Here is a 23,155-nt window from a genome sequence, read left to right as displayed (position 1 = left end):
CATTCGAGGAATTGCCATGACGGGAGAACCGAAGGACACGCCGAAGGTCTTGCGTGATACGGACGACGATGCGCGCAGGCTCGCCCGGGTGTTGCTGCGCGCGTCGCGCAGCGCTGCTCTGGCCGTCCTCGAGCCGGACACCGGCTTTCCCTACGCCAGCCGGGTTCTGACCGGTTTGGACATCGACGGCGCGCCAGTCATCCTCGTCTCGGCGCTTTCCGTCCACACCCAGGCGCTGCGCCGCGATCCGCGCGCATCGCTACTTGCCGGTGAGGCGGGAAAGGGCGATCCCCTCGCCCATCCGCGACTGACCGTCATCACGCAGGCCTGCGAAGTCGATCGCGGCAGCGATCAGCATGCACGGCTGCGCGACCGCTTCGTCCGCCGCCATCCCAAGGCCAAGCTTTACGTCGACTTTCCTGACTTCACCTTTTTCAAACTCGTACCGCTTCGCGCCAACCTGAACGGAGGCTTCGGCAAGGCCTACGTGCTGACGGCGGACGATTTGCTGATTCGCTCTCCCGTCCGCGAAGCGCTGGCACTGCACGAGGCGGGCGCCATCGAGCACATGAACACCGACCACGCCGAAGCCGCCGGCCTCTACGCTCGCTTCTACTGTGGAGCGAGGGACGGAAACTGGTCCATATCCGGCATTGATGCCGCCGGCATCGATCTTTCATCGGGGGACCGGCTCGAAAGGCTTGAATTTGCAACAGAACTTTCAGATGCGAGGGATCTTCGCACTGTGCTCGCCGACCTTTTGGTACGGGCCAGATCGGCGGAAACCTGATGCATAACGCGTAATTCGACGACCTACCCCCATTTCTGACCACTTGATGTGTGCAATTTTGTTTATATGCTAACAGTCATACAGTACGGAACCGCACATATTTGAAGTGATTGCGCCGACGGAGTGATGAATGGACCCTTTTACTGAAGACGAGCAGGCCGAGGCCGAAGTGGCAACGAACTTTCTTTCCGCAATGGCCAACCCGAAACGGCTGCTCATCCTGAAGGTGCTGGTCCGTGGCGAAATCGCGGTCGGCGCACTGGCCCAGAGAGTGGGCCTCAGCCAGTCGGCGCTGTCGCAGCATCTGTCAAAACTCCGGGCGCAGAACCTCGTTTCGACGCGGCGTGACGCGCAGACGATCTACTATTCCAGCAAGTCGGACGCCGTTCTGACGATCCTGGACGCGATCGACACCATTTACGGCGACGCTCAGCCGCAAGAGAGCAGGCAGCGGCGCTACGCTTGAAGCCAGTTCGGCCCCATCGAGACGCCCGGCGGAGACTCCGCCGGGCGTTTCTTTTGGTCGGACACGCCCGATGACGGTGGATGGCCAAGCGCCGAAGAATTTAGACAAGTTAGGGCGCGGTTCCATATTCTGAGGCGGGCGCGCTACCCTGGTTTGAATGACCCCTCGCGCCATCATGCAGTTCAGCCGTGGCGAGATCGCTGGACCAGTTCAGACACCATTCATGTTCCTTGCCATATTTTCGCCCCACTCGGCTCAATTCGGGCCGATATGGGAGATAGAATTGAATAGAATTGGTTCATTATTGATTGCTGCCAGCATGGTCGTACTCGGCGCTGGCGCCGCGCCGGCACAAACGACTGGCGACTGGGTGCTCGGAAATTTCAAAGGGGCAGGCTACTGGTTCCCTGGAGTGATCGCGAAAATTTCGAAAGACAAAATCACCATCCAGTACGATGACGGAGACACGGAAACTGTCTCGATCAACGCGGTTCGTCCTTATGATTGGACGATTGGCACGAGGGTTGAGTGCAACTACAAGGGCGCCGGTGATTGGTACGCTGGCAAGATCTCCTCTCTGGCCGGAGAGAAAATCGGCATCGCCTATGACGATGGCGATAAAGAAACGACCAAGACCGGTATGTGCCGTTCAAAGTGACCCGTATTTGATGTGATCGCACATCTACGGCCAACTATCACCACAGAGGAAACACAATGACATCGACTGTACGGGCTGGTCTTGCAGCTCTCGCCTTTGCCGCCGCCATGGCCGCTACGACCAACTCCGCGTTCGCATGGGGCTGTATCGCAGTCTCCGAAGAAGGATCTTATGGCTACAGCTATAGCTTCGACAACGAAGGTTCCGCTCGCGAACGCGCATTGAATGAGTGCGCGAACCGTACAACGGACGAGTCCGTCTGCGAAATCACCGAGTGCAACGAAGACGATTGAGCAAACCTGGCCCGCCGCTATCATAACGTGGCGGGCCTCCCCATTCCCTCTACCACACCATTCCGATGTCAATCCGGAAAAACACAATCGCCGAGGGCCTGTTCGTCATCCTGATGGACGCGGTTCGCGGCCTCGGAGGCCCACTAGGGGTTTCCCTAAAAATGAGATGGTTGCGCAGTTCAGGAGGCGCTTCGTAGTAGGGAGCGCACAGGTCGAGTCACTCAAAATTGTCAGTTCAATTCAGAATCCTAATTTGTATTTGGCGGTTTTCACTACCTGATGCCGGACCTATCGCGTTACCTTCGTTTTGCTACAGAATCGGAGCATGCGCATGACAAGCCTGGACAACCTCATCGACCAGGGCACCGGCCGCGAACCTGCTGACATGGTCCTGAAGGGCGGACGGTTCTTCGATCTCGTCACCGGCGAACTCGTCGCCTCCGACATCGCCATCTGCGGCGACCGCATCGTCGGCACATGCGAGGGCTACGAGGGCCAAGAGGAGATCGATATCTCCGGGCGCATCGTCGTGCCCGGCTTCATCGACACGCACCTGCACATCGAATCTTCACTCGTCACTCCGCACGAGTTCGACCGCTGCGTGCTGCCGCTCGGCGTGACGACGGCAATCTGCGATCCGCACGAGATCGCCAACGTTCTGGGTGTCGAGGGAATCCAGTTCTTCCTCGATTCCGCCGAGCAGACGATCATGGACGTGCGCGTACAGCTTTCGAGCTGCGTGCCGGCGACGCATCTGGAGACCTCCGGCGCCGACTTGCCCGTCGAAAAACTCCTGCCATTCCGCGACCATCCGAAGGTTATCGGGCTTGCCGAGTTCATGAATTTTCCCGGCGTGATCCACAAGGATCCCGTCTGCATGGCCAAGTTGGAGGCCTTCCAGGGCGGGCATATCGACGGTCATGCGCCGCTTTTGTCCGGTCGCGACCTCAACGGCTATCTCGCCGCCGGTATCCGCACCGACCACGAATGCACGAGCGCCGACGAGGCCCTGGAAAAGATCCGCAAGGGAATGCACATCCTGATCCGCGAGGGCTCGGTGTCGAAGGACCTGCTGGCGCTGTTGCCGCTTTTCACCGAGCGGCTGTCGCCGTTCATCGCGCTTTGCACTGACGACCGCAATCCGCTCGATATCGCCGAGCAGGGTCATCTCGACCACATGATCCGCACCGCGATCGCCCACGGGCGCGCACCGCTCGCCGTCTATCGCGCTGCCTCGATCTCTGCCGCCAAGGCTTTTGGCCTGCGGGATCGCGGGCTGGTGGCGCCAGGCTGGCGCGCCGATCTCGTCGTGATCGACACGCTGGAGGACTGCCGCGCAGAAATGGTACTTGCCGGCGGACGCCGGGTCACGGACGCGCTCTTTGAAAGCCGCAGGCCCATCGCTCCGGTCGGGCTCGACAGCGTCAAGGCGCGTCCCGTGAAGGCCGCGCACTTCGCCGTCCCCGTCAGCGAAGGCGAGACGCCGGTGATCGGCGTGATGCCCGGCAAGATCATCACCGAGCACCGGCGCTACCGGCTGCCGGCGAAGGGCAACGAGACCGCGGTGGATCTCGACCGCGACATCATCAGGGTCGCCGTCATCGAGCGCCACGGCAAGAACGGCAATCACGCCAACGGTTTCGTCCAGGGTTTCGGACTCAAGAAGGGGGCGATCGCCTCCACCGTCGGCCACGACAGCCACAACATCTGCGTGGTCGGCGTCGATGAGGACGACATGGCGCTTGCCGCAAACCGCCTCGGCGAGATCCAGGGCGGCTTTGTCGTCGTCGAGGGTGGCAAGGTCACCGGCGAGATCGCGCTACCGGTCGCAGGTCTGATGAGTCTCGAGCCCTACGAGGCAGTGCGCGACACGCTGCACCACCTGCGACAGGCCGCCATCGCGCTGGGCGCCACGCTGGAAGAACCCTTCCTCCAACTCGCCTTCCTGCCGCTGCCGGTCATTCCGCATCTGAAAATATCGGATCGCGGCATGGTGGACGTGGACCGGTTCGCGCTGATCGGGTGAGAGCCATCTTGGCAAGTCACGGTCGACGGCATATCCAGAAGATGGAGGTTTGCCGAATGTCCAAGCTGTGGCCGAACTCGACGCAAAGGAGTTCGAGGCCTTTACCCTGTGGTTCGAGAAACTGCAGGCGGAACGCTGGGATCAGCAGTTCGAGCGTGACGCGCGCAACAGCCAGGCACTTGACCGTCTTGGAGACGAGGCGTTGAAAGACCACCGCGCCGAACGAACGAGCCGCCTTTGAAGCATTACGCGAGCCCTTCATTCTGGCGCGCGTACAATGCTCTCCCCGCACCTGTCCAAGAGCTGGCCGATCAAAACTTCGAGCTTCTTAAAAGCCGAACCGAAGCATCCGTCCTTGCATCTGAAGCAAGTCGGCCGTTTTTGGTCTGTACGCGTTAGCCTTTCGTGGCGTGCGCTTGCGGTCAGCGATGGAGACGACCTGATCTGGTTCTGGATCGGCAGGCATGCAGACGATGACAAACTGGTGAGATAGGTGTTCTGCCTGCTTTCCGGCGGCTCGCTAGCGCCCGGCTGCCTGAGGCTCAAATTCATGACAGCCGGCCGCAAAACGCGTTGAGGGGCCCGAGCTTGATCACGCCGTGGTCCAGTGCGGAGGCAAAGCCCGGCAGAGGCACCGCTTCGCAGTCCAATGTATCCTTCGGTAGCGAGAACCCAACAGGCTTGCGCGTCAGGTTGAAGACGAAGAGAAGCTTTTCTCCGCCCTCCTCGCGGGTGAATGCCAGGATGTCGTTGTGCGATGTCACGAAGGTCATGTCGCCGTCGCGCAGGGCGGCGTGCGCTTTGCGGAAGGCGAGCGTCTGGCGATAGTGGCTCAGCACCGAGCCAGCCACCGCTTCTTGGGTGTCGACCGCATGCCGCGCATGCTCTTCGGGTACCGGCAGCCACGGCCTGCCCGCCGAGAAACCCGCATGTGGGGCGCCCGCTTGCCAGGGCATCGGCGTGCGGCATCCGTCGCGTCCCTTGAAGGCCGGCCAGAAGCGGATGCCGTAAGGGTCGCGCAGATCCTCGAAGGCCAGCTCCGCTTCCGGCAAGCCGAGTTCCTCGCCCTGGTAGAGGCAGATCGAGCCGCGCAGTGTCGCAAGCAGCGTGATCGCCAGCTTGGCGACCCGGTCGCGTTCCTGCAGCGCAGCGGTGAAACGGCTGGCATGGCGCTCGACGTCATGGTTAGAGAAGGCCCAGCACACCCAGCCGTCCGTCACCGCCTTCTGAAAATTCTCCACGCATCTGCGGATATGCTCCGCGGTGAAGTCCGGCCCGAGCAGGTCGAAGGTGTAGCACATGTGCAGCTTGTCGCCGCCGCTTGTATAGTCGGCCACTGTCTTCAGTGAGAGGGCGCCGTCCCCCACTTCGCCGATCGAGGTGCGATCCGGATATGCGTCGAGCAGCGCCCGCACCCGCCGCAGGAAGGCAATGTTCTCCGGCTGTGTCTTGTCGTGCAGATGCGCTTGCATGCCGTATGGATTGCTTTCCGGCGCGTCGAAGCCGGTGGCCTCCGGGTCCGGCACGTGTGGCGGGTTATCCCTCAATCGCGCATCGTGAAAATAGTAGTTCACCGTGTCGAGGCGGAAGCCGTCGACGCCGCGATCGAGCCAGAAGCGCATCGCCTCGACCAACGCCGTTTGAACCTCCGGGTTATGAAAGTTGAGGTCCGGCTGCGAGGCGAGGAAATTGTGCATGTAGTATTGCCGACGCACGCCGTCCCACTCCCAGGCCGTGCCGCCGAAGACTGCGAGCCAGTTGTTAGGCGCCGTACCGTCTTTCTTCGGCTCCGCCCAGACGTACCAGTCGGCCTTGGCGTTGTCGCGGCTGGCGCGACTTTCCCTGAACCACGGGTGCCGGTCGGAGGTGTGCGAGATCACCTGGTCGATGACGACCTTCAAGCCGAGGCGGTGTGCTTCGTCCAGCATCGCGTCGAAGTCCGCAAGCGTTCCGAACATGGGATCGACGTCGCAGTAGTCGGAAACGTCGTAGCCCATGTCCGCCATCGGCGAGGTGAAGAACGGCGACAGCCAGATCGCGTCCACGCCGAGCGAGGCGATATGCGTAAGCCGCTCCTTCACGCCTTTGAGGTCGCCAACGCCGTCGCCGGTCGTATCCTGGAAGGAGCGTGGATAGACTTGGTAGATCACGGCACCGCGCCACCAAGCGGCGGCCGCTGTCTGCGAAACGGTCATGGAGGGTCCCCCGGTCGTGGTCATCAACAATGTGTAGCGGGGACGACCGAACGCGTAAACGGTCGGATGCGCCGGTTCCGAGTTGTCGAGCCCGCACTGCCCCCCCGGACGCCTCTTGCGGTTGACGTGCGACAGAACGGACCCGATGATGCCGGCAATCGAATCCATGCACCGGACTGGTGAACCGCTTACGGAGCGGGAGACTTGAAATGCCTGACCAAACCGTCGTCCTGACCCTGGCTGAAGTCTCGGTGCTGGCCTCTACGGCGCTCTTGCGGGCCGGCGCAAGCGAGGCGTTGGCGCGCTCGCTTGCGAAGGCGACCGTCGACGCGGAAGCCGCCGGCAAGCCAGCGCTCGGCCTGGCCCACCTAATGGACTACCTCGATGCGCTCGCCTCTGGCCGGATCGACGGCCACGCCGAACCGCTGATCACCTCGCCGATACCGGCACTGGTGAAATGCGATTGCCACGGCGGTGTCGCACAGCTCGGTTTCGACCTGGCCTTTGACGAACTGGTGATAAAAGCGAAGACTTTCGGCCTGACCCTCTACGCCTCGCAGAACAGCTTCACCACGGGCGAACTCGGCTGGTATGCGGCCCGGCTCGCCGATGCCGGACTGGTCGCGCTGGCAGCGACCAACGGCCCCGCCCTGATCGCCGGCGGCGGCAGCACCAAGCCAGTCTACTGCACCAATCCGCTTGCCTTTGCCGCCCCGCGCGCGAATGGGCCGCCGCTCGTCATCGACCAGTCCTCCAGCGCAACCGCCTACGTCAAGGTCAGGCAGGCGGCCGAAAGCGGGGCGCCAATACCTGAAGGCTGGGCGCTCGATTCGACCGGTCGCCCGACAACCGACGCAAACGAGGCGCTGAAGGGTGCGCTGCTCGCTTTCGGCGGCAGTCGCGGTGCCAACATTGCGCTGATGGTGGAGGTACTCGCGGCGGGACTGACCGGCGCCAACTGGTCACTCGACGCGCCGGATTTCCAGACCGGAAGCGAGAGCCCGCGTGCCGGCCTCTTCGTTCTTGCCATCGCGCCGCAGTTTCTCGCAGCCGATTTTGAAGAACGCCTCGCCGGACAGCTGGAACGCCTTTCCCGGGAATACGGCGTGCATGTCCCGGGTGTCTCCCGCGCCACTGCGCGATGGCGCGCAGGCGGCGCCGGAATCGCCGTGCGCCGCGGCATCATCGACAGCATCGCCTCGTTCCGGCGCAACTGAGGAGCGGCAAGAATGGCGAGGCAGCTGCTTTCGATCGGCGAATGCATGGTGGAATTGATGCAGGCGGACGGCGGGCTGATGCGAAAAAGCTTCGCGGGCGATACCTTCAACACCGCCTACTACGCCCGCCTGTTCCTGCCGCCCGACTGGTCGGTCAACTACTTCACCGCCGTTGGAACCGATACGATCTCCGACGAGATGCTCGCCTTCATGGAGGGACACGGCATCGGCACGGGCGACATCGCCCGCATCGAGAACCGCACGCCGGGCCTCTACATGATCCATCTCAACAACGGCGAGCGCAGCTTCTCCTATTGGCGGTCGGTTTCCGCTGCAAAGCTCCTCGCGCGCGATCCGCACCGCTTGCGCCATGCGATCGAGGCGGCGGATGTCGTTGTCTTCTCCGGGATCACGCTCGCTATCCTGCCGTTCGAGGACGTCGACACGCTCCTTGCCGAACTGCGCCGGGCCAAGGCGTCCGGCAAGCTCGTCGCCTTTGATCCGAACATCCGCCCGCGGCTGTGGGATAATGCCGAGCGGATGCGCGCGACGATCAGTGAGGGTGCCCGAGCGGCCACGCTGGTCATGCCGAGCTTCGAGGACGAAGCCGCCCACTTCGGCGACCATTCGATCGACAATACGATCGCACGCTACCGGGCGGACGGCGTTGCCGATGTCGTCGTCAAGGACGGCCGGGAAGGCGCCAGGCTCGCCTTTGGCCAAACGGAAATCCATGTACCCTCGGTGGCGGTCGAGCAGGTCATCGATACGACAGGCGCCGGCGACAGCTTCAACGGCGGCTTCCTGGCCCGTTACGTCGTGACCCCGGACGCCCCCTCTTCCGCCCGCTTCGCAGCGAAACTGGCAGCAGCCGTCATCCAGCATCACGGCGCGCTCGTGCCCCGGGAAAAGCTGTCGGCCTGACAAGCGAGGACGCGGCGCGAGCGCGCTGCGCCAACCAGCGGAAACCATGGCCACGGCCTCCTCGTACCGACATCGAACGGCAGCATTCCGGCCCATCACGCCCTTCCGTCAGCGCGTATCCAGTCCGGTGTCTGTGGTCCTGGTCTTTCAGGCTACCGTCAGGAAGGGGCGGCAGAAAGGCTGCGCAAACGTCCTCAACCGAAGGAAAACGCCACGCATGCTTGCCGTCAATGCAGCCGCAATTGCTCTGGCGCTCTCAGCAACGCCCCTCTTGGCGGCCAACACCATCCACGTCACCGCAACCGGTGAGGGTGGCGGGTCGATGGCCCTCAAGCTTGACCAGACAAGTGTTGCAGCCGGACCTGCGACGTTCGTGGTGCACAACGATGCGATGAGCGAAGAGCACGAGGTGATCCTGGTAAAGCTTCAGTCCGGCGACCAGAAGATCCCGCTTGTCGCCAGCAAGCATCGAGTAGACGAAAAAGACCTCGAGAGCCTCGGCGAGGTCGAGGATCTCAAACCGGGAGCAGACGGCAAGCTCGACGCCGATCTAGCGGCGGGTACCTATCTTCTGTTCTGCAACTTGAAAGGACATTACGAGGCAGGAATGGCTGCGAAGCTCACCGTCACGCCGTGACCCGATCCGTCGGTGAATGACGGACGAACCATTTCATCATCGCAATTGCACCGGCTGACCTTGCCAGCCGGTGCAATTTTTTTCATTTCTACCTCTTCCGCTTCTTCGGCTCGAAGGGATTCTCGGAGGCCTTGAAGTGGATCCGGATCGGCACGCCCGGCAGGTCGAAGTCGCTGCGCAGGCCGTTGGTCAGAAAGCGCACATAGGAGTCCGGCAGCGCTTCAGGCCGCGTACAGGAAATCATGAAGCCCGGCGGACGGGCCTTCACCTGCGTCATGTATTTCAGTTTCAGCCGGCGGCCGGATACTGCCGGCGGCGGATGCTGGACCTGCTGGGACTCGAGCCAACGGTTCAGCCGCGCCGTCGAGATCCGGCGGTTCCAGACCCGGTCCGTGTCGATGATCGACTGCATCAGCTTATCCAGCCCGCGCCCCGTCTGGCCGGAAATCGGCACGGCGCGGATACCGCGCGCCTGCGGCACAAGCCGTTCCGTCTTTTCGCGCAGTTCGGCGAGCACCGCTTGCGGGTCCTCGATCAGATCCCATTTGTTGAAGGCGAGCACGGCCGCGCGTCCCTCGCGCAGCACGAGATCGACGATCTGCAGGTCCTGCTTCTCGAACGGAATGGTGGCGTCGAAGACGATGACGACCGTTTCGGCGAAGCGGATGGCGCGCAGGCCATCCGCGACCGACAGCTTCTCCAGCTTCTCCTGTACCCTGGACTTGCGCCGCATGCCGGCGGTGTCGAACATCTTGATCGTGCGCCCACGCCATTGCCATTCGACGGAGATGGAATCGCGGGTGATGCCCGCCTCGGGGCCGGTCAGAAGCCGGTCTTCGCCGAGGAATCGATTGATCAGCGTCGACTTTCCGGCGTTCGGCCGGCCGACGATCGCCACCCGCAGCGGCTTCGTCTCGTCATAGGCGGGCTCCTCCTCGTCTACGTCTTCGCCGGCGACGTGGGGAACGTCGACATTCGTGACGGCCTCGTCGTCCTTGCGCGGGAAGGCGCGCTCCTCGCCAATCGCCGCGACGATCGCATCGCGAAGATCGAGCATGCCCTGCCCGTGCTCGGCGGAAATCGGCGTCGGTTCGCCAAGACCAAGCGTGAAGGCGTCGTAGAAGCCGGCGTCGGAGCCGCGAGCCTCGGATTTGTTGGCGACCAGAACGACGGGCCTGCCGTGGCGGCGCAGCATCTCCGCAAGCGCCTGATCGACCGGGGTCAGCCCCGTCTTGGCATCGACAACGAACAGCGACAGATCTGCCTCGTCGATCGCCGCCTCCGTCTGCGCCCTCATGCGCCCCTGCAGCGTCTCGGGTGCCGCCTCCTCGAGGCCGGCGGTATCGACGACGCGGAACCGCAGGTCAACGAGCCTGGCCTCGCCCGGACGACGATCGCGGGTAACGCCGGGCGTGTCATCGACCAGCGCGAGCTTCTTGCCCACCAGGCGGTTGAACAGCGTGGACTTGCCGACATTGGGGCGCCCGACAATGGCGACGGTGAAACTCATTACCTGTTCCGTTCAGATTGAGCCGCGCGCACGCGGCTTCAGGAGGCCTTGCCGCTGGCGGCGATCAGGTCCAGCATGATCTGCGCACGGTTGGCGAGGTTGCGCGGGCTTTCCGCATCGCCGGTGATCTCTTCGAACCACTCCTTCGCACGCTTGAAGTCGCCGTGCTTGTAGGCGGAGAGGCCAAGCACCTCGCGGGCGGAATGGCGCATCGCACTGGCGGGGTTCGCCAATTGCTCGGCTTCGGCCGACACGTCCTCATACGAGGCGCTGTCGACCAGGAGATAGGCCGCGCGCAGGCGGGCGGCATCGCGCAGCGCCTGCGGGATGGAGCCGTCCTTGGCGATCGCGGCAAACGCCGCTACCGCACCGGCCGTGTCGCCGCTTTCCGCCAGAAGCGAGGCGGAGCGCATGCGCGCCAGCACCGGATAGGCCCCGAAGCCGTCCTTTTCCAGGGCGGCGAGTTCCTTCTGCCCTTCCTCCTTCTTATCCTCGCGGATCAGCGTGAGGGCGGACAGGAACCGGTCGCCGGCGGCGGAGGCCTCGGTCTCCCGCCAATATTCGTAGCCCACCTTGCCGATCGTGCCGAGGACGAGCAGGACCGCCGCGCCGATCAGAACACGGCCGAACTTCCGCCAGATGGCACGCATCTGGTCGGAGCGGAGTTCCTCATTGACTTCGCGGATAAAACTGTCGTCTTGATTTGCCATTCTCGGTCCGGCTTTCACAAATGATCGGATTTCGCGCTTCTACCTGATTTTTGGCGCGTTGTAAGGGGGCAGCGGCGAATTCAGCCGCCGGCCCTTCCGGTTACATCACCAGTGGAGCAACGCCGATCACCCATTCATGCAGCTTCAGCACGATCACACCATAGAGCGCCACACCGAGCACGATGGCGATGAGGTCGTAGAGAACCGAAACGAAAACCGGCAGCTTCGCTTCACCGGAGGCAATCCGCTTCTTCAGCGTGATGCGCAGGATCACCGCCCAGACGAGGATTGCTCCAAAGAGCAGCACCGGATAGCTCTCTCCATTGGCCAGCAGGTGCGAGAACGCCCAGAGCTTGATCGCAACCAGCGCTGGAAACTTCAGCTTCGTGCGGATGTAGCCGGCCGGCAGGAAGGCTGCGACGAGGCAGACGGAGGCGATCAGCATCAATGTCAGGGTGATGTGGGCCATGAAGACGGGCGGCTGGTAAAGGATACTGCCGCCGGCCTCGCGGGCCTGGACGAAACCATACGCCATCATCACGAGGCTGAGCAGCGAGACGATGCCGTGAACCGCCATGAAGCCGGACTTGCCAAGACTGGCAATCGCACTCGCCCGCAGTCCGGGCGCGAAGGGGCGCACCAGATGGGTGGCGATGAAAAGAATGATACCGGCAACCAGCAAAGTCATGGAAATCCGCCTTCCGTCAATGGAATCCGATTTAGGTCCTTGTTCATTCGCATATCTTCTGTCCCGAAACCGTTTCCCGCTTTCGGGAGACATGCTGTAGCCATGGGATAGCGTTCCCCACAGGCAATTTCCAGTGGGAACACGGCTTTGCCGCATTCGCGAAGGATTAGGCCCCTTTGCAAATTGCCGCGGTAGTCATGATACGTCCCAGCCTTTCCTCCCTTCTTGCCCTTTCCCTCACCAGCCTTCCGGTTCTCGCAAGCGACGCGCAGCAAGCCGGCGTCAAGCCGGAACAGCTCGTGATCGTCTCGTTCGACGGCGCGCACGACAACACGCTGTGGGAGAGAAGCCGGGCGATCGCACAGCGAACAGGGGCGCATTTCACCTATTTCCTCTCCTGCACCTTCATGATGACGAAGGAGAACCGCAAGAGCTACCAGGCGCCGCACGAGAAACGCGGCAAGTCGAATGTCGGTTTTGCGCCGGACGACGCCGACGTGCTTGCAAGACTCGACCAGATCTGGCGGGCGCGCAGCGAAGGACACGACATCGGCAGCCACGCCTGTGGCCATTTCGACGGCGCAAAATGGAGTGCGGAGGACTGGGCGCAGGAGTTCGAATTTTTCCGCAACACGCTACGCGATGCCTGGCAGAATGCCGGAGCGGCGGAGCGCGAGCCCCTCGAATGGAGGGATTTCGCCGAGAAGGAAATCATCGGCTTTCGCGCGCCCTATCTGTCATCCAGTCCGGCCCTGCACAAGGCGTTGCACAGCTTCGGCTTTCGCTATGACGCCAGCACCGTTTCGAAAGGGCCGACAGTTCCAGGGGTCAGCGACGACCTTGTTCGCTTCGCGCTGCCCTTGATTCCGGAGGGGCCTTCGGCCAAGCCGGTGGTGGCGATGGACTACAACCTCTACGTCCGCCACTCGCGCGGCAAGGAGGACGCCGGAAACAGCACGACGTACGAAGAGCGGACGCTCGCCGCCTTTCGCGCCGCCTTCGAGAAGCAGTATTCCGGCGAGCGCATCCCGCTCCAGTTGGGGTTCCACTTCGTGGAGATGAACGCCGGCGCTTACTGGCGTGCGCTCGACCGCTTTCTGAGCGAAACGTGCGGCAAGCCCGAGGTTGCCTGCGTCAGCCACCGGGAGGCGCTGGACAGGCTGGCGACGTCAAAGGCGGGCGAGCCCGCCTCCGAGGGGCTCTGATCGTTTCCTACTGTGCCAGTTCCTCGACGCCGCCGGCGGCGATGAACTCCTCGTCGATGGACGGCAAGGGCTTTTCGTCGATCGACGCTTCGAACGCCTTCAGACGTTTGTAGATCGAGATCAGCTCGATCACCGTCGGCCAGGAATTGACGAGGTACTGGAACGAACTCGTCACCTGCGAAAATGCCCCCTGAATCTGCTGGAACAGCCCGTAGGTGATGCTGGCGGTCACCAGCGACGGCACCAGCAGGAACAGCGGAAAGATGTTGTCCGTCTGCAGGTAGAAATATCGTGCGACGTTGAAATACATGTAGTGGAAATAGAGCCGGAAATAGTTCTTCCGGACGTTGTCGAACAGTTCGCGAACCGTTGGCGGCTGCGCGCGGTCGGCATGGTCCTCGCCATAGACGAGTTCCTTGCGGTAGGCCGCCTCCACACGCTGGTTGCGGAACTCCAGCCCCGGCAGCTTCACGCCGACGAGGGCGAGCATCACTGTGCCGAAGATTGACCAGAAGATTGCCGCCGTGACCAACGGATAGGGAATGGAGCCGACGATCGGCAGATCCTTGATGCTTGCCGAGAGCGTATGCAGCACCGGCAGGAAGGCGATCAGGGTCATGAAGGAATCGACCAGCCTGATGCCGAGGCCTTCCACCGTGCTGGCAAAGCGCATCGTGTCTTCCTGGATACGCTGGGAGGCACCCTCGATGTGGCGCACCTTCGGCCAGACCGAGACGTAGAAGTTGTTCATCGCGTTGCGCCAGCGGAAGACGTAATGGCTCGTAAAGAAGGCGATGAGCACTGCAGCGATAATGTAGACGGTGGCAAGCTGGAAGAAGATGAGGACGTAGCCGTAGATTTCCTCGGCGCTGACGGTGTTAGGCGCCTTCAGCGCCTCGACGATGCGGTCATAGGTCGGACGGCGCCAGTTGTTGAGCGCCACGCTGATATCGACGGAGAAATAGACGGTGAAGATGAGAAGGGCCGAACCCCAGACGGACCACAGGCGCCACGGCTGGTCGGTCGCGCGGATCTGCCAGTAGAGGCAGAACACCGCCATCGACGAGATGAAATAGATGTAGAACCAGATCGAGGCCGTGGTGAAGAAATGACCGAGACCGATCGGCGGCTCCTGCCCTTCGGCCAGCGGCGGCAAGCCGAGCGCCGCACCTAAACTGTCGCCGAACACATACCAGAAGCCGACAACCACGGCCGTCCAAAGAAGCGCGGAAAGGAAAAATTTCTTCGGCTCGGGAAAAAAGGAGTGTAACAAGGCCGTCGTCTCTCATTGCGGGAACAGGTCGTCCGTTCCGGTTCGGCGGAAACTAGAGCAGTTTACCAACGGCAACAATTGCCGGCACTGTCCATTACCGAGATTTAATAGAGCTTTCGCCAACTACAGGCAGTGTAACCAGTGCTGCAATCGCCAGGATTGCAGCTGCCATCAGGCTCGGAAGGACGTAACTGCCACTGCCTGCGGCAAGCCAGCCGGCGGCCAGTGGTCCGACGATCTGCCCCACGCCGAAGGCCGCGGTCATCGTCGCCAAGGACCGACGGGGGCTTTCCGGCGCCATGGCGCGGCCGAGTTGCAGTCCGTAGGCCGTGATGACCACGAAGGTCGCACCGAGCAGCACGCCACCCACCAAAACCGAAAACGGCATCGGCAGGACTACGGTGGCAGCGACCCCGAACGCCTCCAGCACGAGCGCAGCTCGATATCCACCGAGCAAGCCAAGCCTGCGCTCCGGCCACTTCCAGAGGGCAAGCGAGAGCGCCGCCGTCAAACCGGTGGCGAACCAGGTCAGCGCTTCGAGCGATGGATCGGCGCCGCCTTCGCGGACGATCGCGACGATGAACGTTGCAGTGACGACATAGCCGATGCCGAACAGCCCGTAGCTCAGCGTCAGCAATGCAAACGGACGCGTCCAGCGAAGCGGCGGCTCCGGCCTCGTCGAGACCCCGGCGGCCGTGCGCGGCAGGAGCACGCTCACCGCCACGAGCGCAAGGCTCGTGAAAACCGCCGCAACGATCCAGTCCAGCCGCCAGACCGCAAATCCGCCCTGCTCGAACGCGGAAAGCCCGAGGACCAGCAACGACGAGACCGCTATTCCGGCACCGACACCGGAGAAGTGGATGACGGGCACGCGTGTATCGCCGGCGGCAAGCCCGTGAGAAAGCACGATGCCGGACGTGAACACCAGCCCGAAGGCGCTGGCCAGTCCGGCAAGGAAGCGGATGATGACGAAAGTCGGCAAAGTGCCGGCAATTCCCATGGCGGCAAGCAGAGCAGAATTCGCGGCGAGTGCCAACAGCGCAAGCCGCCGCTCGTGCCCTGCCGCCCAGCCATAGGCGGCGAGTATGGCGCCGGCGAGGTATCCCGCGAAGTTGGCAGCGGCGATCAGACCGCTCTGCGCCGGATCGAGATGAAGGTCCGCCATCATCGCCGGCAGGACCGGCGTGTAGAAGAACCGCCCGAACCCCATGACGGCAGCGAGTGTTATTGCACCGGCAATCGCGACGGGCAGCGGATGGATGACGGACGATTTGGAAACGTGCAGCATGGCGACAAGCTATTGCAGCGCAGCACGGCCCGGCAAACGACAATTTCTGATGCCTTGCCGATTTTCCTTGAAGGATAGCGGGCCCGCGCCTCTAGCCGGGCAGCGTCAGAATCAACGGACCGTTCTTCGTCGCCACGACCGTGTGCTCGAACTGCACCGTCGGTGCGCGCGGTTCGCTGTAGAGCGTCCAGTCGTCGTCGCCGTTCTCCGCCCAGTTCGCACCGAGCGACAGGAACGGCTCGACGGTGAAGACGAGGCCGTCGGTCATCATCCGCTTTTCGCGCGGATCGGGCCAGGTGGCGATTTCCGAGGGTTCTTCGTGGAGGGAGCGGCCGACGCCATGGCTCGCGAGATTGCTGACCAGCGTATAGCGGTTCTTGCGGGCGAAGGCGCCGATCGCGTTGCCGATCGCCGAGAGCGGCCTGCCTGCCTTGATCTCCTTCAGCCCGACCCACATGGCGCGCTTGCCGTCGCGGCAAAGACGATCGACATTTGGTGCGACGCGGCCGACCGTGAACGATGCCCCGGTGTCGGCGAAATAACCGTCGAGTTCAGCGGAGACATCGATGTTGACGAGGTCGCCCTCGGCGATGACCCGGTGCCCGGGGATGCCATGGGCAACTTCCTCGTTGACGCTGATGCAGGTCGCGCCCGGAAATTCGTAGCAGGCTTCCGGCGCCGAACGGGCGCCCGCCTCTTCCAGCAGCCGCCGGCCGATCAGATCCAGCTCTGCCGTCGTCATGCCAGGCCGAATGGAGGCGCCCATGTGCTGGAGCACATTGCCGCAAAGGCGGCCGATCGCCTGCATGCCACGCAGGTCTTCGTCGTTGTTCAGTGTCATCTTGTCTCGCTTTCGGCGGCTCCTTATCACGTCGTCGCGCGGAAAACCATTCGCTCAGCTTGCGGTTTGATCCTGCTCGTCAAGGGCCTTGCGGACCAATGGCGCCACATTGGTGCCGTAGAGCTCGATCCCCCGCATGATCTGGTCGTGCGGCATCGGCCCGATCGCCATCTGCAGCACGAACCGGTCGTTGCGGAAGATCTTGTGGTGGGCGACGATCTTGTTTGCAACCGTCTCCGGATCACCGAGAAAGAGATGTCCCTCCGGCCCGGTTGCGAGATCGAACTGCGCCCGGCTCGTCGGTCCCCAGCCGCGTTCGGCGCCGATCCGGTTCATCACCGTCGCCTGCGGCCCGTAGAACTGATCCGCAGCGCCTTCGAACGTATCGGCGATGAAGCCGTGCACGTTGATGCTGGTCTTGAGCGTCGACGCCTCCTGCCCGGCCCGCTTGGCCGCCTCGCGATAGAGATCGAAGAGCGGCGCGTAGCGTGCGGGCGTGCCGCCGATGATCGCCAGCGCCAGCGGCAGCCCGTAGGCGCCGGCGCGGGCGACCGATTGCGGCGTGCCGCCGACGGCAATCCAGATCGGCAGCTTTCCGTGCAACGGCCGTGGATAGACACCAAGGCCGGGAATTGGAGCGCGCAACTCGCCGCGCCAGGTGACCTTCTCGCTGTCGTTGATCGCCAACAGCAGGTCGAGCTTTTCCTCAAACAGCCGGTCGTAGTCCTTGAGGTCGTAACCGAACAGCGGGAACGATTCGATGAACGAGCCGCGGCCCGCCATGATCTCCGCCCGTCCGCCCGACAGAAGGTCAAGGGTGGCAAACTGCTGAAAGACGCGCACCGGATCGTCCGACGACAGCACGGTGACGGAACTGGAAAGCCGGATCCGTTTCGTGCGCGCGGCGGCCGCGGCGAGGATGACGGGCGGCGCCGAGGCGGCATAGTCCGGCCGGTGATGCTCACCGAGACCGAAGACATCGAGCCCCACCTGATCGGCAAGCTCGATCTCCTCGAGAAGCTGCCGCAACCGGCGCTCGCCTTCCCTCCCCCTGTCGGCGGCTGCAGGATCTACGTCGGCAAAGGTGTGAAGGCCAAGTTCCATGGGTGCGCTCCGGATTGTCAACTGCGCCTAGAGATATGGACGCAAGCAAGCGCTGGAAAGGGCGGAAATGGAAACAATGCGTTCGCAAGTGTGCTCCCGGCCTGGGGGCGTTCGATCAGAGTTTTGAGGCCACCTGCTCCAACTGCTCGGCGACCTTGCCCCACCCCTCGTGGAAGCCCATCTTCTCGTGCGCTTGGCAGTCTTCCACGCTCCAGTGGCGGGCGATCGCGGTGTAGCGGGTCTTGCCGTTGCCAGCGTCCTCGAAGAGGATTTCGGCGGCGAAGAACGCCTTCTCGGTCGGCTTCCAGTCCGGCGCGAACGCGTCGGTGAAGATCAGGCGCCTGTCCTTCTCGACCTTCAGAAGCACTCCGGTCGAGTCCATGTGGAAGTCGTTCGGCCCGCGCATGACCGTGCGGAACTTGCCGCCGTCACGCGGCTCGATCTCCACGACAGGCGTCTCGTAGGGTTTCGGTGCAAACCACTGCGTCATCAGTTCAGGCGTCGTCCAGGCCTTGAAGAGTTGGGCGGGCGTGGCATTCAGGATGCGGGTCAGCACCAGTTCGCGGTCGTTTGCGGGTCTGATCTCGGCAGTCTGGTCCATGATCGGCTTCCTCGTTTCGGTGGGTTGGTTTGCATCAAGGACGAGCGACACATCGGCCATCCGACATCGGCACTGGAAAATTCTAAGCGCCCGCCGCCATGTCGCGCGTCAGGCAATCGAGGTGCTGGCGGATATGTGCCGCCTCGGCCGGCGTCGTGGCCAGGGCGATCGCCCGCTCGAAGGCCTCGTGCGCCTCGCGCCCCCGGCCGAGTTGCTTCAGCAACCCGCCCTTCAGCCCATGGAAATAGAAATAGCCGGACAGGCGTTCTTCCAGCGGGGCAATGAGTGCCAGTGCCGCCTCCGGTCCGTACAGCTTCGATACCGCCACCGCGCGGTTCAATGTCACCACCGGCGAGGGCTGGCGACGTTCGAGCGACTGGTAGAGCAGATCGATCTCGGCCCAGTCCGTGTCCTTGGCCCGCGCTGCGCGCGCATGGAGAGCGGCGATCGCCGCCTGGATCTGGAACGGGCCGGGCGTGCGATGACGGATTGCCTTGTCGAGAAGGGCAAGCGCCTCGCGGATCATCCGGCCATCCCACAGGCTGCGGTCCTGGTCCTCCAGCAGCACGATCTGGCCGTCCGCGTCGAACCGTGCCTTCAGTCGCGAATGCTGAAGCAAAAGCAGGCTGGTCAGGCCCATGATCTCCGGTTCGGAGGGAAAAAGCCGCAGGAGCAGTCGGGAAAGCCGGATCGCTTCTTCGCAAAAGGGCTTGTCTGCACGCTCGGTCTCGCCCGCCGAGTAACCTTCATTGAAGACGAGGTAGATCATCTCTGCGACGACGCCGAGACGTTCTGAGCGCGACACCGCGTCCGGCGTTTCGAACGGCAGGCCGGCTGCGGCGATCTTCGCCTTGGCACGCGTGATGCGCTGCTCCATCGCCGCTTCCGAGACGAGGAACGCACGGGCGATCTGGCGCACCGACAGTCCCGAGACGATGCGTAGCGCCAGCGCGATCTGCTGCGTCGCCGGCAGGTCGGGATGACAGCAGACGAACAGCAGCCGCAGGATGTCGTCGCGATAATGCGAACCATCCAGCCGTTCGGCGAGATCGCCTTCGACATCGTCGAGATCGGAGAGCATCTCCTCCGGCGGCAGCGGCGCCTGGCGGGCGCGCTTGCGCAAGTGATCGATGCCGCTGTTGCGGCCGACGAAGATCAGCCAGGCAACCGGATCGCGCGGCGGCCCTTTCTCCGGCCATGTCCGCACCGCCCGCAGGCAGGCCTCCTGAAACGCCTCTTCGGCAAGGTCGAGGTCACGGAAATAACGCAAAAGCGCGCCCATCGCCTGCGGACGGGCGGAGGTCAGGGCAAGATCGATCCAGCCAAGTTCGCTCACAGCGGTTCCAGTGCTCCACCCGGTTTGAAGACCCGCAGCGGCCGGATTTCATAGGCTCCGGCGCCGGGATTTGCGACGGCGAGTTCCTTGGCAAAGGCGATCGCCTCGTCGAGCGTTTCGACATCGACGAGGAAGAAGCCGAGGAACTGTTCCTTCGTCTCGGCAAAGGGACCATCGATGACGAAGCTCTCGCCTGGCGTCTTGCGCAGCGTCGTCGCCGCCGTCGTCGGCATCAGCCGCGCTACCGGTCCGAGCTTGCCGGCGGCGGCGTATTTCTTCTCCACCGCGGCGAGGTCGGACATAACCTTGTCCTCCTCTTCCTTGCTCCAGGCAGAGACGGCTTCCTCGGAATTGTAGCAAAGCACGGCGTAAAGCATCGTTCACTCCCATCGTTGGAAAGACGTAGGAGTAACGCCGATGTCGACAGGGCGCATCGGATTATTTTTTATTTTGATAGAAGGCTCTGTTGGATCAGATCTTGAACACGTCGTCCTGACAGAAAACGATGACATAGCCGCCGTCGGGCTCGGCCTGATTGGCCCACGCCCGCAGTTGCGTATGATATGGCTCGCTCCGCCAGATGTCGGGCCAATCAGGATCCACAAGCACTGTGATTTGCGGCCCCTGCCGGTAGATCATCATGTGCGAGCGGGATGGCTCCCACGCTTCCCCGAGCCCTTCGTCAGTCATCCAGAGACAGAGAAAATCCCGGCAGACCGAAGGCCGATCCGGATAGATCGAACAGCCCTTGCCCTCGATGCAATACCGGCACCAGGCATTCGCCGGTTTATCGAAGAGATCGATATCGGGCAGCCGGCAACAGAGCGTGCAGGTTCCGCAGGATCGGCCTGCAACAGGGGTCGGGGATGGGTGCATGGCCGACGCATAGCATTTGCAAGCGAGGTCCAGAAGAGCCCTACCCCGCGCTCAACGTCCGCCGCACCGCATCCCGCCAGCCGGCGATCTTGGCGGCGCGCGCCTTCGCGTCCATCTGCGGCTCGAAGCGCCTGTCGCGCGCCCAGGATTTTGCGATCCCCGCCTTGTCCGGCCACACCCCGGCACGGTGCCCGGCAAGCCAGGCGGCGCCGAGCGCCGTCGTCTCCAGGATCGTCGGCCGGTCGACCGGCGCATCGAGAATGTCGGCGAGCCGCTGCATCGTCCAGTCGGAGGCGACCATGCCGCCGTCGACACGCAAGACGGTTTCGCTGTCGCCGTTCTTCCAGTCGCCATGCATCGCGTCGAGCAGGTCGCGCGTCTGATAGCAGACGGCTTCCAGCGCCGCGCGGGCGAATTCAGCCGGGCCGGTGTTGCGGGTCATGCCATAGATCGCCGCGCGCGCCTCCGCGTCCCAATGCGGTGCGCCGAGGCCGGTGAACGCGGGCACCAGGTAGACATCCTGCATCGGGTCGGCTTTCGCTGCCAGTTCGCTCGCCTCGGGAGCCGCACCGATCATCTTCAACCCGTCGCGCAGCCATTGGACGGCAGCGCCGGCGATGAAGATCGAGCCTTCGAGGGCATAAGTGGTCTCGCCGTCCAGCCGGTAGGCGATCGTCGTCAGCAGCCGGTTCTTCGAGCGCACCATGTCTGCACCGGTGTTCAAAAGCGCAAAGCAGCCAGTGCCATAGGTGGATTTCATCATGCCGGGCTCGAAGCAGGCCTGGCCGATCGTCGCCGCCTGCTGGTCGCCGGCAACGCCGAGGATCGGCACCGCGGCGCCGAGATGCTCCCTCACGCTGACGCCGAAATCGGCCGCGCAGTCGAGCACCTCCGGCAGCATGGCCTTCGGCACGTTCAGGATGTCGAGGAGTTCGTCGTCCCAGGCATTGGTCGCGATGTTGTACATCAGCGTGCGGCTGGCATTGGTCGCATCGGTCCTGAACACCTTGCCGCCGGTCAGGCGCCAGATCAGGAACGTGTCGACGGTGCCGAAGCACAGTTCGCCGCGTGCAGCCCGTGCCCGTGCGCCCTCCACGTTGTCGAGGATCCAGGCCAGCTTCGTGCCGGAAAAATAGGGATCGAGGAGCAGCCCGGTCTTCGCGGTGAAGGTCTCCTCAAGACCTTGCTTCTTCAACTCGTCGCAATGGCTTGCCGTGCGCCGATCCTGCCAGACGATCGCATTGTGGATCGACCGGCCGCTGTCCCGCTCCCACACCACGGTGGTTTCGCGCTGATTGGTGATGCCGATGCCGGCGAGGTCGGCGGCACCAATCCCTGCATGCTCGAGCGCCACGCGTGCGGACCAGATCACGCTCTCCCAGATGTCCTCGGGATTGTGCTCGACCCAGCCGGACTTGGGAAAGAGCTGTGTAAACTCGCGCTGCCCGGTGCCGACGACGTGCTGGTTGCCGTCAAACACGATTGCCCGGCTCGATGTCGTGCCTTGATCGATCGCGAGTATGTAACCGCCCATATAATCCTCCCGACGTCGACGGCCGCTCCCGACGACCTTTCGATTTTTTCAATATGCCATCAAATCGAATGCCAAAGGAAAGTAAAGCGCAAACAGAACTCACAACTATTGGCATGTTGGAGACCGAATAGCCGATTGCAACCGTCCAGTCTTTGCGCGTAGGCTACCGCGAAGGCTGCTGGATAGAAATGGGAGAAGCAGACATGAGAACGGCCGTCGTCACCGGCTCCACCAGCGGCATCGGCCTCGCCATCGCCACCGCCTTTGCGAAAAGCGGGACCAATGTCGTTATCAACGGCCTTGGCAGCCTGACGGAAGTGGAGGCCATCCGCGAGCGGCTCGAAGGCCTTGGCGACGGCAAGGTGATCTTCCACCCGGCCGACATGACCAAACCGCCAGAAATCGCCGACCTGATGGCGGTCGCCGCCTCCGAATTCGGCGGCGTCGACATCCTGGTCAACAATGCCGGTATCCAGCACGTCGAGAAGATCGAGGATTTTCCGGTCGAGAAGTGGGACCAGATCATCGCGATCAACCTGTCGAGCTCGTTCCACACGATCCGGGCGGCGATTCCCGGCATGAAGGCGAAAGGCTGGGGCCGCGTCATCAACATCGCCTCGGCCCACGGCCTCATCGCTTCGCCGTTCAAGGCCGCCTATGTGGCGGCGAAACATGGTATCATGGGCCTGACCAAGAGCGTGGCGCTGGAAGTTGCCGAGAACGGCATCACCGTCAACGCCATCTGCCCCGGCTACGTGCTGACGCCGCTCGTTGAAAAGCAGATCCCCGACACGGCGCGCGCGCGCGGCATCAGCGAGGCGCAGGTCAAGTCGGACGTCATGCTGAAATTCCAGCCGACCAAGGAATTCGTGTCCGTGGAAGAGGTGGCGTCCACCACCCTGTTCCTGGCCAGCGACGCCGCCCGCTCGATCACCGGCACGCACATCTCCATCGACGGCGGCTGGACGGCGCAGTAGCTACGC

At 63.0% G+C, this 23,155-nt stretch carries 24 protein-coding genes; 11 read left to right on the top strand and 13 right to left on the bottom strand.

Going from position 1 to position 23,155, the window contains the following annotated elements; all coding sequences use genetic code 11:
* Window positions 1–16 precede the first annotated feature (16 nt).
* The 6 genes from AC1DDS_RS15920 to AC1DDS_RS15895 all read left to right on the top strand — a co-directional run bounded on the left by AC1DDS_RS15920 (window position 17) and on the right by AC1DDS_RS15895 (window position 4,474).
* Window positions 17–790 (top strand): HugZ family pyridoxamine 5'-phosphate oxidase, encoded by a 774-nt coding sequence (locus tag AC1DDS_RS15920; RefSeq protein WP_477479794.1) that lies wholly within the window; start codon window positions 17–19, stop codon window positions 788–790.
* Between the two features lie 130 nt (window positions 791–920).
* The gene (locus tag AC1DDS_RS15915) at window positions 921–1,256 is read left to right on the top strand and encodes an ArsR/SmtB family transcription factor (RefSeq protein WP_310419292.1); all 336 of its coding nucleotides are present in this window, start codon (window positions 921–923) and stop codon (window positions 1,254–1,256) included.
* A 283-nt stretch (window positions 1,257–1,539) separates the two neighbouring features.
* A complete protein-coding gene (locus AC1DDS_RS15910; protein ID WP_477479793.1) occupies window positions 1,540–1,914 on the top strand; it encodes a tudor domain-containing protein in 375 nt (124 codons plus the stop codon).
* A 56-nt stretch (window positions 1,915–1,970) separates the two neighbouring features.
* Complete coding sequence (locus AC1DDS_RS15905) at window positions 1,971–2,207, top strand: DUF4189 domain-containing protein (RefSeq protein ID WP_477479792.1); 237 nt, start codon at window positions 1,971–1,973, stop codon at window positions 2,205–2,207.
* A gap of 331 nt (window positions 2,208–2,538) precedes the next feature.
* Window positions 2,539–4,233, top strand: coding sequence for an adenine deaminase (gene ade, locus AC1DDS_RS15900; RefSeq protein ID WP_477479791.1), 1,695 nt, complete (start codon window positions 2,539–2,541; stop codon window positions 4,231–4,233).
* A 67-nt stretch (window positions 4,234–4,300) separates the two neighbouring features.
* Window positions 4,301–4,474 carry a hypothetical protein gene (locus tag AC1DDS_RS15895; RefSeq protein ID WP_477479790.1) on the top strand — a complete coding sequence of 58 codons (174 nt, stop codon included), beginning with the start codon at window positions 4,301–4,303 and terminating at the stop codon, window positions 4,472–4,474.
* 307 nt (window positions 4,475–4,781) lie between these two features.
* On the opposite strand, the gene bglA is transcribed toward AC1DDS_RS15895, so the two are convergent.
* Window positions 4,782–6,428, bottom strand: coding sequence for a beta-galactosidase BglA (gene bglA, locus AC1DDS_RS15890; RefSeq protein ID WP_477479789.1), 1,647 nt, complete (start codon window positions 6,426–6,428; stop codon window positions 4,782–4,784).
* Between the two features lie 209 nt (window positions 6,429–6,637).
* Between bglA and AC1DDS_RS15885 the strand changes: the two genes are divergently transcribed.
* From AC1DDS_RS15885 to AC1DDS_RS15875, 3 genes are all read left to right on the top strand, one after another.
* Window positions 6,638–7,645 carry an Ldh family oxidoreductase gene (locus tag AC1DDS_RS15885; protein ID WP_477479788.1) on the top strand — a complete coding sequence of 336 codons (1,008 nt, stop codon included), beginning with the start codon at window positions 6,638–6,640 and terminating at the stop codon, window positions 7,643–7,645.
* 12 nt (window positions 7,646–7,657) lie between these two features.
* Window positions 7,658–8,569 (top strand): sugar kinase, encoded by a 912-nt coding sequence (locus AC1DDS_RS15880; RefSeq protein WP_477479787.1) that lies wholly within the window; start codon window positions 7,658–7,660, stop codon window positions 8,567–8,569.
* A 217-nt stretch (window positions 8,570–8,786) separates the two neighbouring features.
* Window positions 8,787–9,206: a plastocyanin/azurin family copper-binding protein gene (locus tag AC1DDS_RS15875; RefSeq protein WP_477479786.1), complete on the top strand. Its 420-nt coding sequence runs from the start codon at window positions 8,787–8,789 to the stop codon at window positions 9,204–9,206.
* A gap of 88 nt (window positions 9,207–9,294) precedes the next feature.
* Here the strand turns inward: AC1DDS_RS15875 and der are convergent, their stop codons facing one another.
* The 3 genes from der to AC1DDS_RS15860 all read right to left on the bottom strand — a co-directional run bounded on the left by der (window position 9,295) and on the right by AC1DDS_RS15860 (window position 12,114).
* Window positions 9,295–10,716 carry a ribosome biogenesis GTPase Der gene (der, locus tag AC1DDS_RS15870; RefSeq protein ID WP_477479785.1) on the bottom strand — a complete coding sequence of 474 codons (1,422 nt, stop codon included), beginning with the start codon at window positions 10,714–10,716 and terminating at the stop codon, window positions 9,295–9,297.
* A 38-nt stretch (window positions 10,717–10,754) separates the two neighbouring features.
* Window positions 10,755–11,426: a tetratricopeptide repeat protein gene (locus tag AC1DDS_RS15865; protein ID WP_477479784.1), complete on the bottom strand. Its 672-nt coding sequence runs from the start codon at window positions 11,424–11,426 to the stop codon at window positions 10,755–10,757.
* Window positions 11,427–11,526: 100 nt separating this feature from the next.
* Window positions 11,527–12,114: an NnrU family protein gene (locus tag AC1DDS_RS15860; RefSeq protein ID WP_477479783.1), complete on the bottom strand. Its 588-nt coding sequence runs from the start codon at window positions 12,112–12,114 to the stop codon at window positions 11,527–11,529.
* Between the two features lie 197 nt (window positions 12,115–12,311).
* Here AC1DDS_RS15860 and AC1DDS_RS15855 point away from each other — a divergent pair, with 197 nt between their 5' ends.
* The gene (locus AC1DDS_RS15855) at window positions 12,312–13,319 is read left to right on the top strand and encodes a polysaccharide deacetylase family protein (protein ID WP_477479782.1); all 1,008 of its coding nucleotides are present in this window, start codon (window positions 12,312–12,314) and stop codon (window positions 13,317–13,319) included.
* Between the two features lie 7 nt (window positions 13,320–13,326).
* On the opposite strand, the gene sbmA is transcribed toward AC1DDS_RS15855, so the two are convergent.
* The 9 genes from sbmA to glpK all read right to left on the bottom strand — a co-directional run bounded on the left by sbmA (window position 13,327) and on the right by glpK (window position 22,172).
* Complete coding sequence (sbmA, locus tag AC1DDS_RS15850; protein WP_477479781.1) at window positions 13,327–14,592, bottom strand: peptide antibiotic transporter SbmA; 1,266 nt, start codon at window positions 14,590–14,592, stop codon at window positions 13,327–13,329.
* 94 nt (window positions 14,593–14,686) lie between these two features.
* Entirely contained in the window at window positions 14,687–15,880 is a 1,194-nt protein-coding gene (locus AC1DDS_RS15845; RefSeq protein ID WP_477479780.1) for a YbfB/YjiJ family MFS transporter, read from the bottom strand.
* 91 nt (window positions 15,881–15,971) lie between these two features.
* Complete coding sequence (map, locus tag AC1DDS_RS15840) at window positions 15,972–16,721, bottom strand: type I methionyl aminopeptidase (RefSeq protein ID WP_477479779.1); 750 nt, start codon at window positions 16,719–16,721, stop codon at window positions 15,972–15,974.
* A 54-nt stretch (window positions 16,722–16,775) separates the two neighbouring features.
* Window positions 16,776–17,825, bottom strand: coding sequence for an LLM class flavin-dependent oxidoreductase (locus AC1DDS_RS15835; protein ID WP_477479778.1), 1,050 nt, complete (start codon window positions 17,823–17,825; stop codon window positions 16,776–16,778).
* A 115-nt stretch (window positions 17,826–17,940) separates the two neighbouring features.
* Window positions 17,941–18,426, bottom strand: coding sequence for an SRPBCC family protein (locus AC1DDS_RS15830; protein WP_477479777.1), 486 nt, complete (start codon window positions 18,424–18,426; stop codon window positions 17,941–17,943).
* An 82-nt stretch (window positions 18,427–18,508) separates the two neighbouring features.
* Entirely contained in the window at window positions 18,509–19,762 is a 1,254-nt protein-coding gene (locus AC1DDS_RS15825) for an RNA polymerase sigma factor (protein WP_477479776.1), read from the bottom strand.
* Window positions 19,759–20,139, bottom strand: coding sequence for a YciI family protein (locus AC1DDS_RS15820; protein ID WP_310419234.1), 381 nt, complete (start codon window positions 20,137–20,139; stop codon window positions 19,759–19,761). Before AC1DDS_RS15820 ends, AC1DDS_RS15825 begins: the two co-directional genes overlap by 4 nt.
* A 94-nt stretch (window positions 20,140–20,233) precedes the next feature.
* Entirely contained in the window at window positions 20,234–20,404 is a 171-nt protein-coding gene (locus tag AC1DDS_RS15815) for a hypothetical protein (RefSeq protein ID WP_477479775.1), read from the bottom strand.
* A 274-nt stretch (window positions 20,405–20,678) separates the two neighbouring features.
* Entirely contained in the window at window positions 20,679–22,172 is a 1,494-nt protein-coding gene (gene glpK / locus AC1DDS_RS15810; RefSeq protein ID WP_477479774.1) for a glycerol kinase GlpK, read from the bottom strand.
* Between the two features lie 203 nt (window positions 22,173–22,375).
* Between glpK and AC1DDS_RS15805 the strand changes: the two genes are divergently transcribed.
* Window positions 22,376–23,149 (top strand): 3-hydroxybutyrate dehydrogenase, encoded by a 774-nt coding sequence (locus AC1DDS_RS15805; protein WP_477479773.1) that lies wholly within the window; start codon window positions 22,376–22,378, stop codon window positions 23,147–23,149.
* Window positions 23,150–23,155 lie beyond the last annotated feature (6 nt).

The sequence above is a fragment of the Mycoplana sp. 10N416 genome (assembly GCF_056394765.1).
Note: the sequence above shows the minus strand (reverse complement) of the source record. Positions and strands in the feature narration are given on the sequence as shown.

Coding starts and splice junctions, on each gene's coding strand:
- AC1DDS_RS15920 (WP_477479794.1), top strand. CDS start 17: ATGACGGGAGAACCGAAGGACACGCCGAAGGTCTTGCGTGATACGGAC.
- AC1DDS_RS15915 (WP_310419292.1), top strand. CDS start 921: ATGGACCCTTTTACTGAAGACGAGCAGGCCGAGGCCGAAGTGGCAACG.
- AC1DDS_RS15905 (WP_477479792.1), top strand. CDS start 1,971: ATGACATCGACTGTACGGGCTGGTCTTGCAGCTCTCGCCTTTGCCGCC.
- ade (WP_477479791.1), top strand. CDS start 2,539: ATGACAAGCCTGGACAACCTCATCGACCAGGGCACCGGCCGCGAACCT.
- bglA (WP_477479789.1), bottom strand. CDS start 6,428: ATGACCGTTTCGCAGACAGCGGCCGCCGCTTGGTGGCGCGGTGCCGTG.
- AC1DDS_RS15885 (WP_477479788.1), top strand. CDS start 6,638: ATGCCTGACCAAACCGTCGTCCTGACCCTGGCTGAAGTCTCGGTGCTG.
- AC1DDS_RS15880 (WP_477479787.1), top strand. CDS start 7,658: ATGGCGAGGCAGCTGCTTTCGATCGGCGAATGCATGGTGGAATTGATG.
- AC1DDS_RS15875 (WP_477479786.1), top strand. CDS start 8,787: ATGCTTGCCGTCAATGCAGCCGCAATTGCTCTGGCGCTCTCAGCAACG.
- der (WP_477479785.1), bottom strand. CDS start 10,716: ATGAGTTTCACCGTCGCCATTGTCGGGCGCCCCAATGTCGGCAAGTCC.
- AC1DDS_RS15865 (WP_477479784.1), bottom strand. CDS start 11,426: ATGGCAAATCAAGACGACAGTTTTATCCGCGAAGTCAATGAGGAACTC.
- AC1DDS_RS15860 (WP_477479783.1), bottom strand. CDS start 12,114: ATGACTTTGCTGGTTGCCGGTATCATTCTTTTCATCGCCACCCATCTG.
- AC1DDS_RS15855 (WP_477479782.1), top strand. CDS start 12,312: ATGATACGTCCCAGCCTTTCCTCCCTTCTTGCCCTTTCCCTCACCAGC.
- AC1DDS_RS15845 (WP_477479780.1), bottom strand. CDS start 15,880: ATGCTGCACGTTTCCAAATCGTCCGTCATCCATCCGCTGCCCGTCGCG.
- map (WP_477479779.1), bottom strand. CDS start 16,721: ATGACACTGAACAACGACGAAGACCTGCGTGGCATGCAGGCGATCGGC.
- AC1DDS_RS15835 (WP_477479778.1), bottom strand. CDS start 17,825: ATGGAACTTGGCCTTCACACCTTTGCCGACGTAGATCCTGCAGCCGCC.
- AC1DDS_RS15830 (WP_477479777.1), bottom strand. CDS start 18,426: ATGGACCAGACTGCCGAGATCAGACCCGCAAACGACCGCGAACTGGTG.
- AC1DDS_RS15820 (WP_310419234.1), bottom strand. CDS start 20,139: ATGCTTTACGCCGTGCTTTGCTACAATTCCGAGGAAGCCGTCTCTGCC.
- AC1DDS_RS15815 (WP_477479775.1), bottom strand. CDS start 20,404: ATGATGATCTACCGGCAGGGGCCGCAAATCACAGTGCTTGTGGATCCT.
- glpK (WP_477479774.1), bottom strand. CDS start 22,172: ATGGGCGGTTACATACTCGCGATCGATCAAGGCACGACATCGAGCCGG.
- AC1DDS_RS15805 (WP_477479773.1), top strand. CDS start 22,376: ATGAGAACGGCCGTCGTCACCGGCTCCACCAGCGGCATCGGCCTCGCC.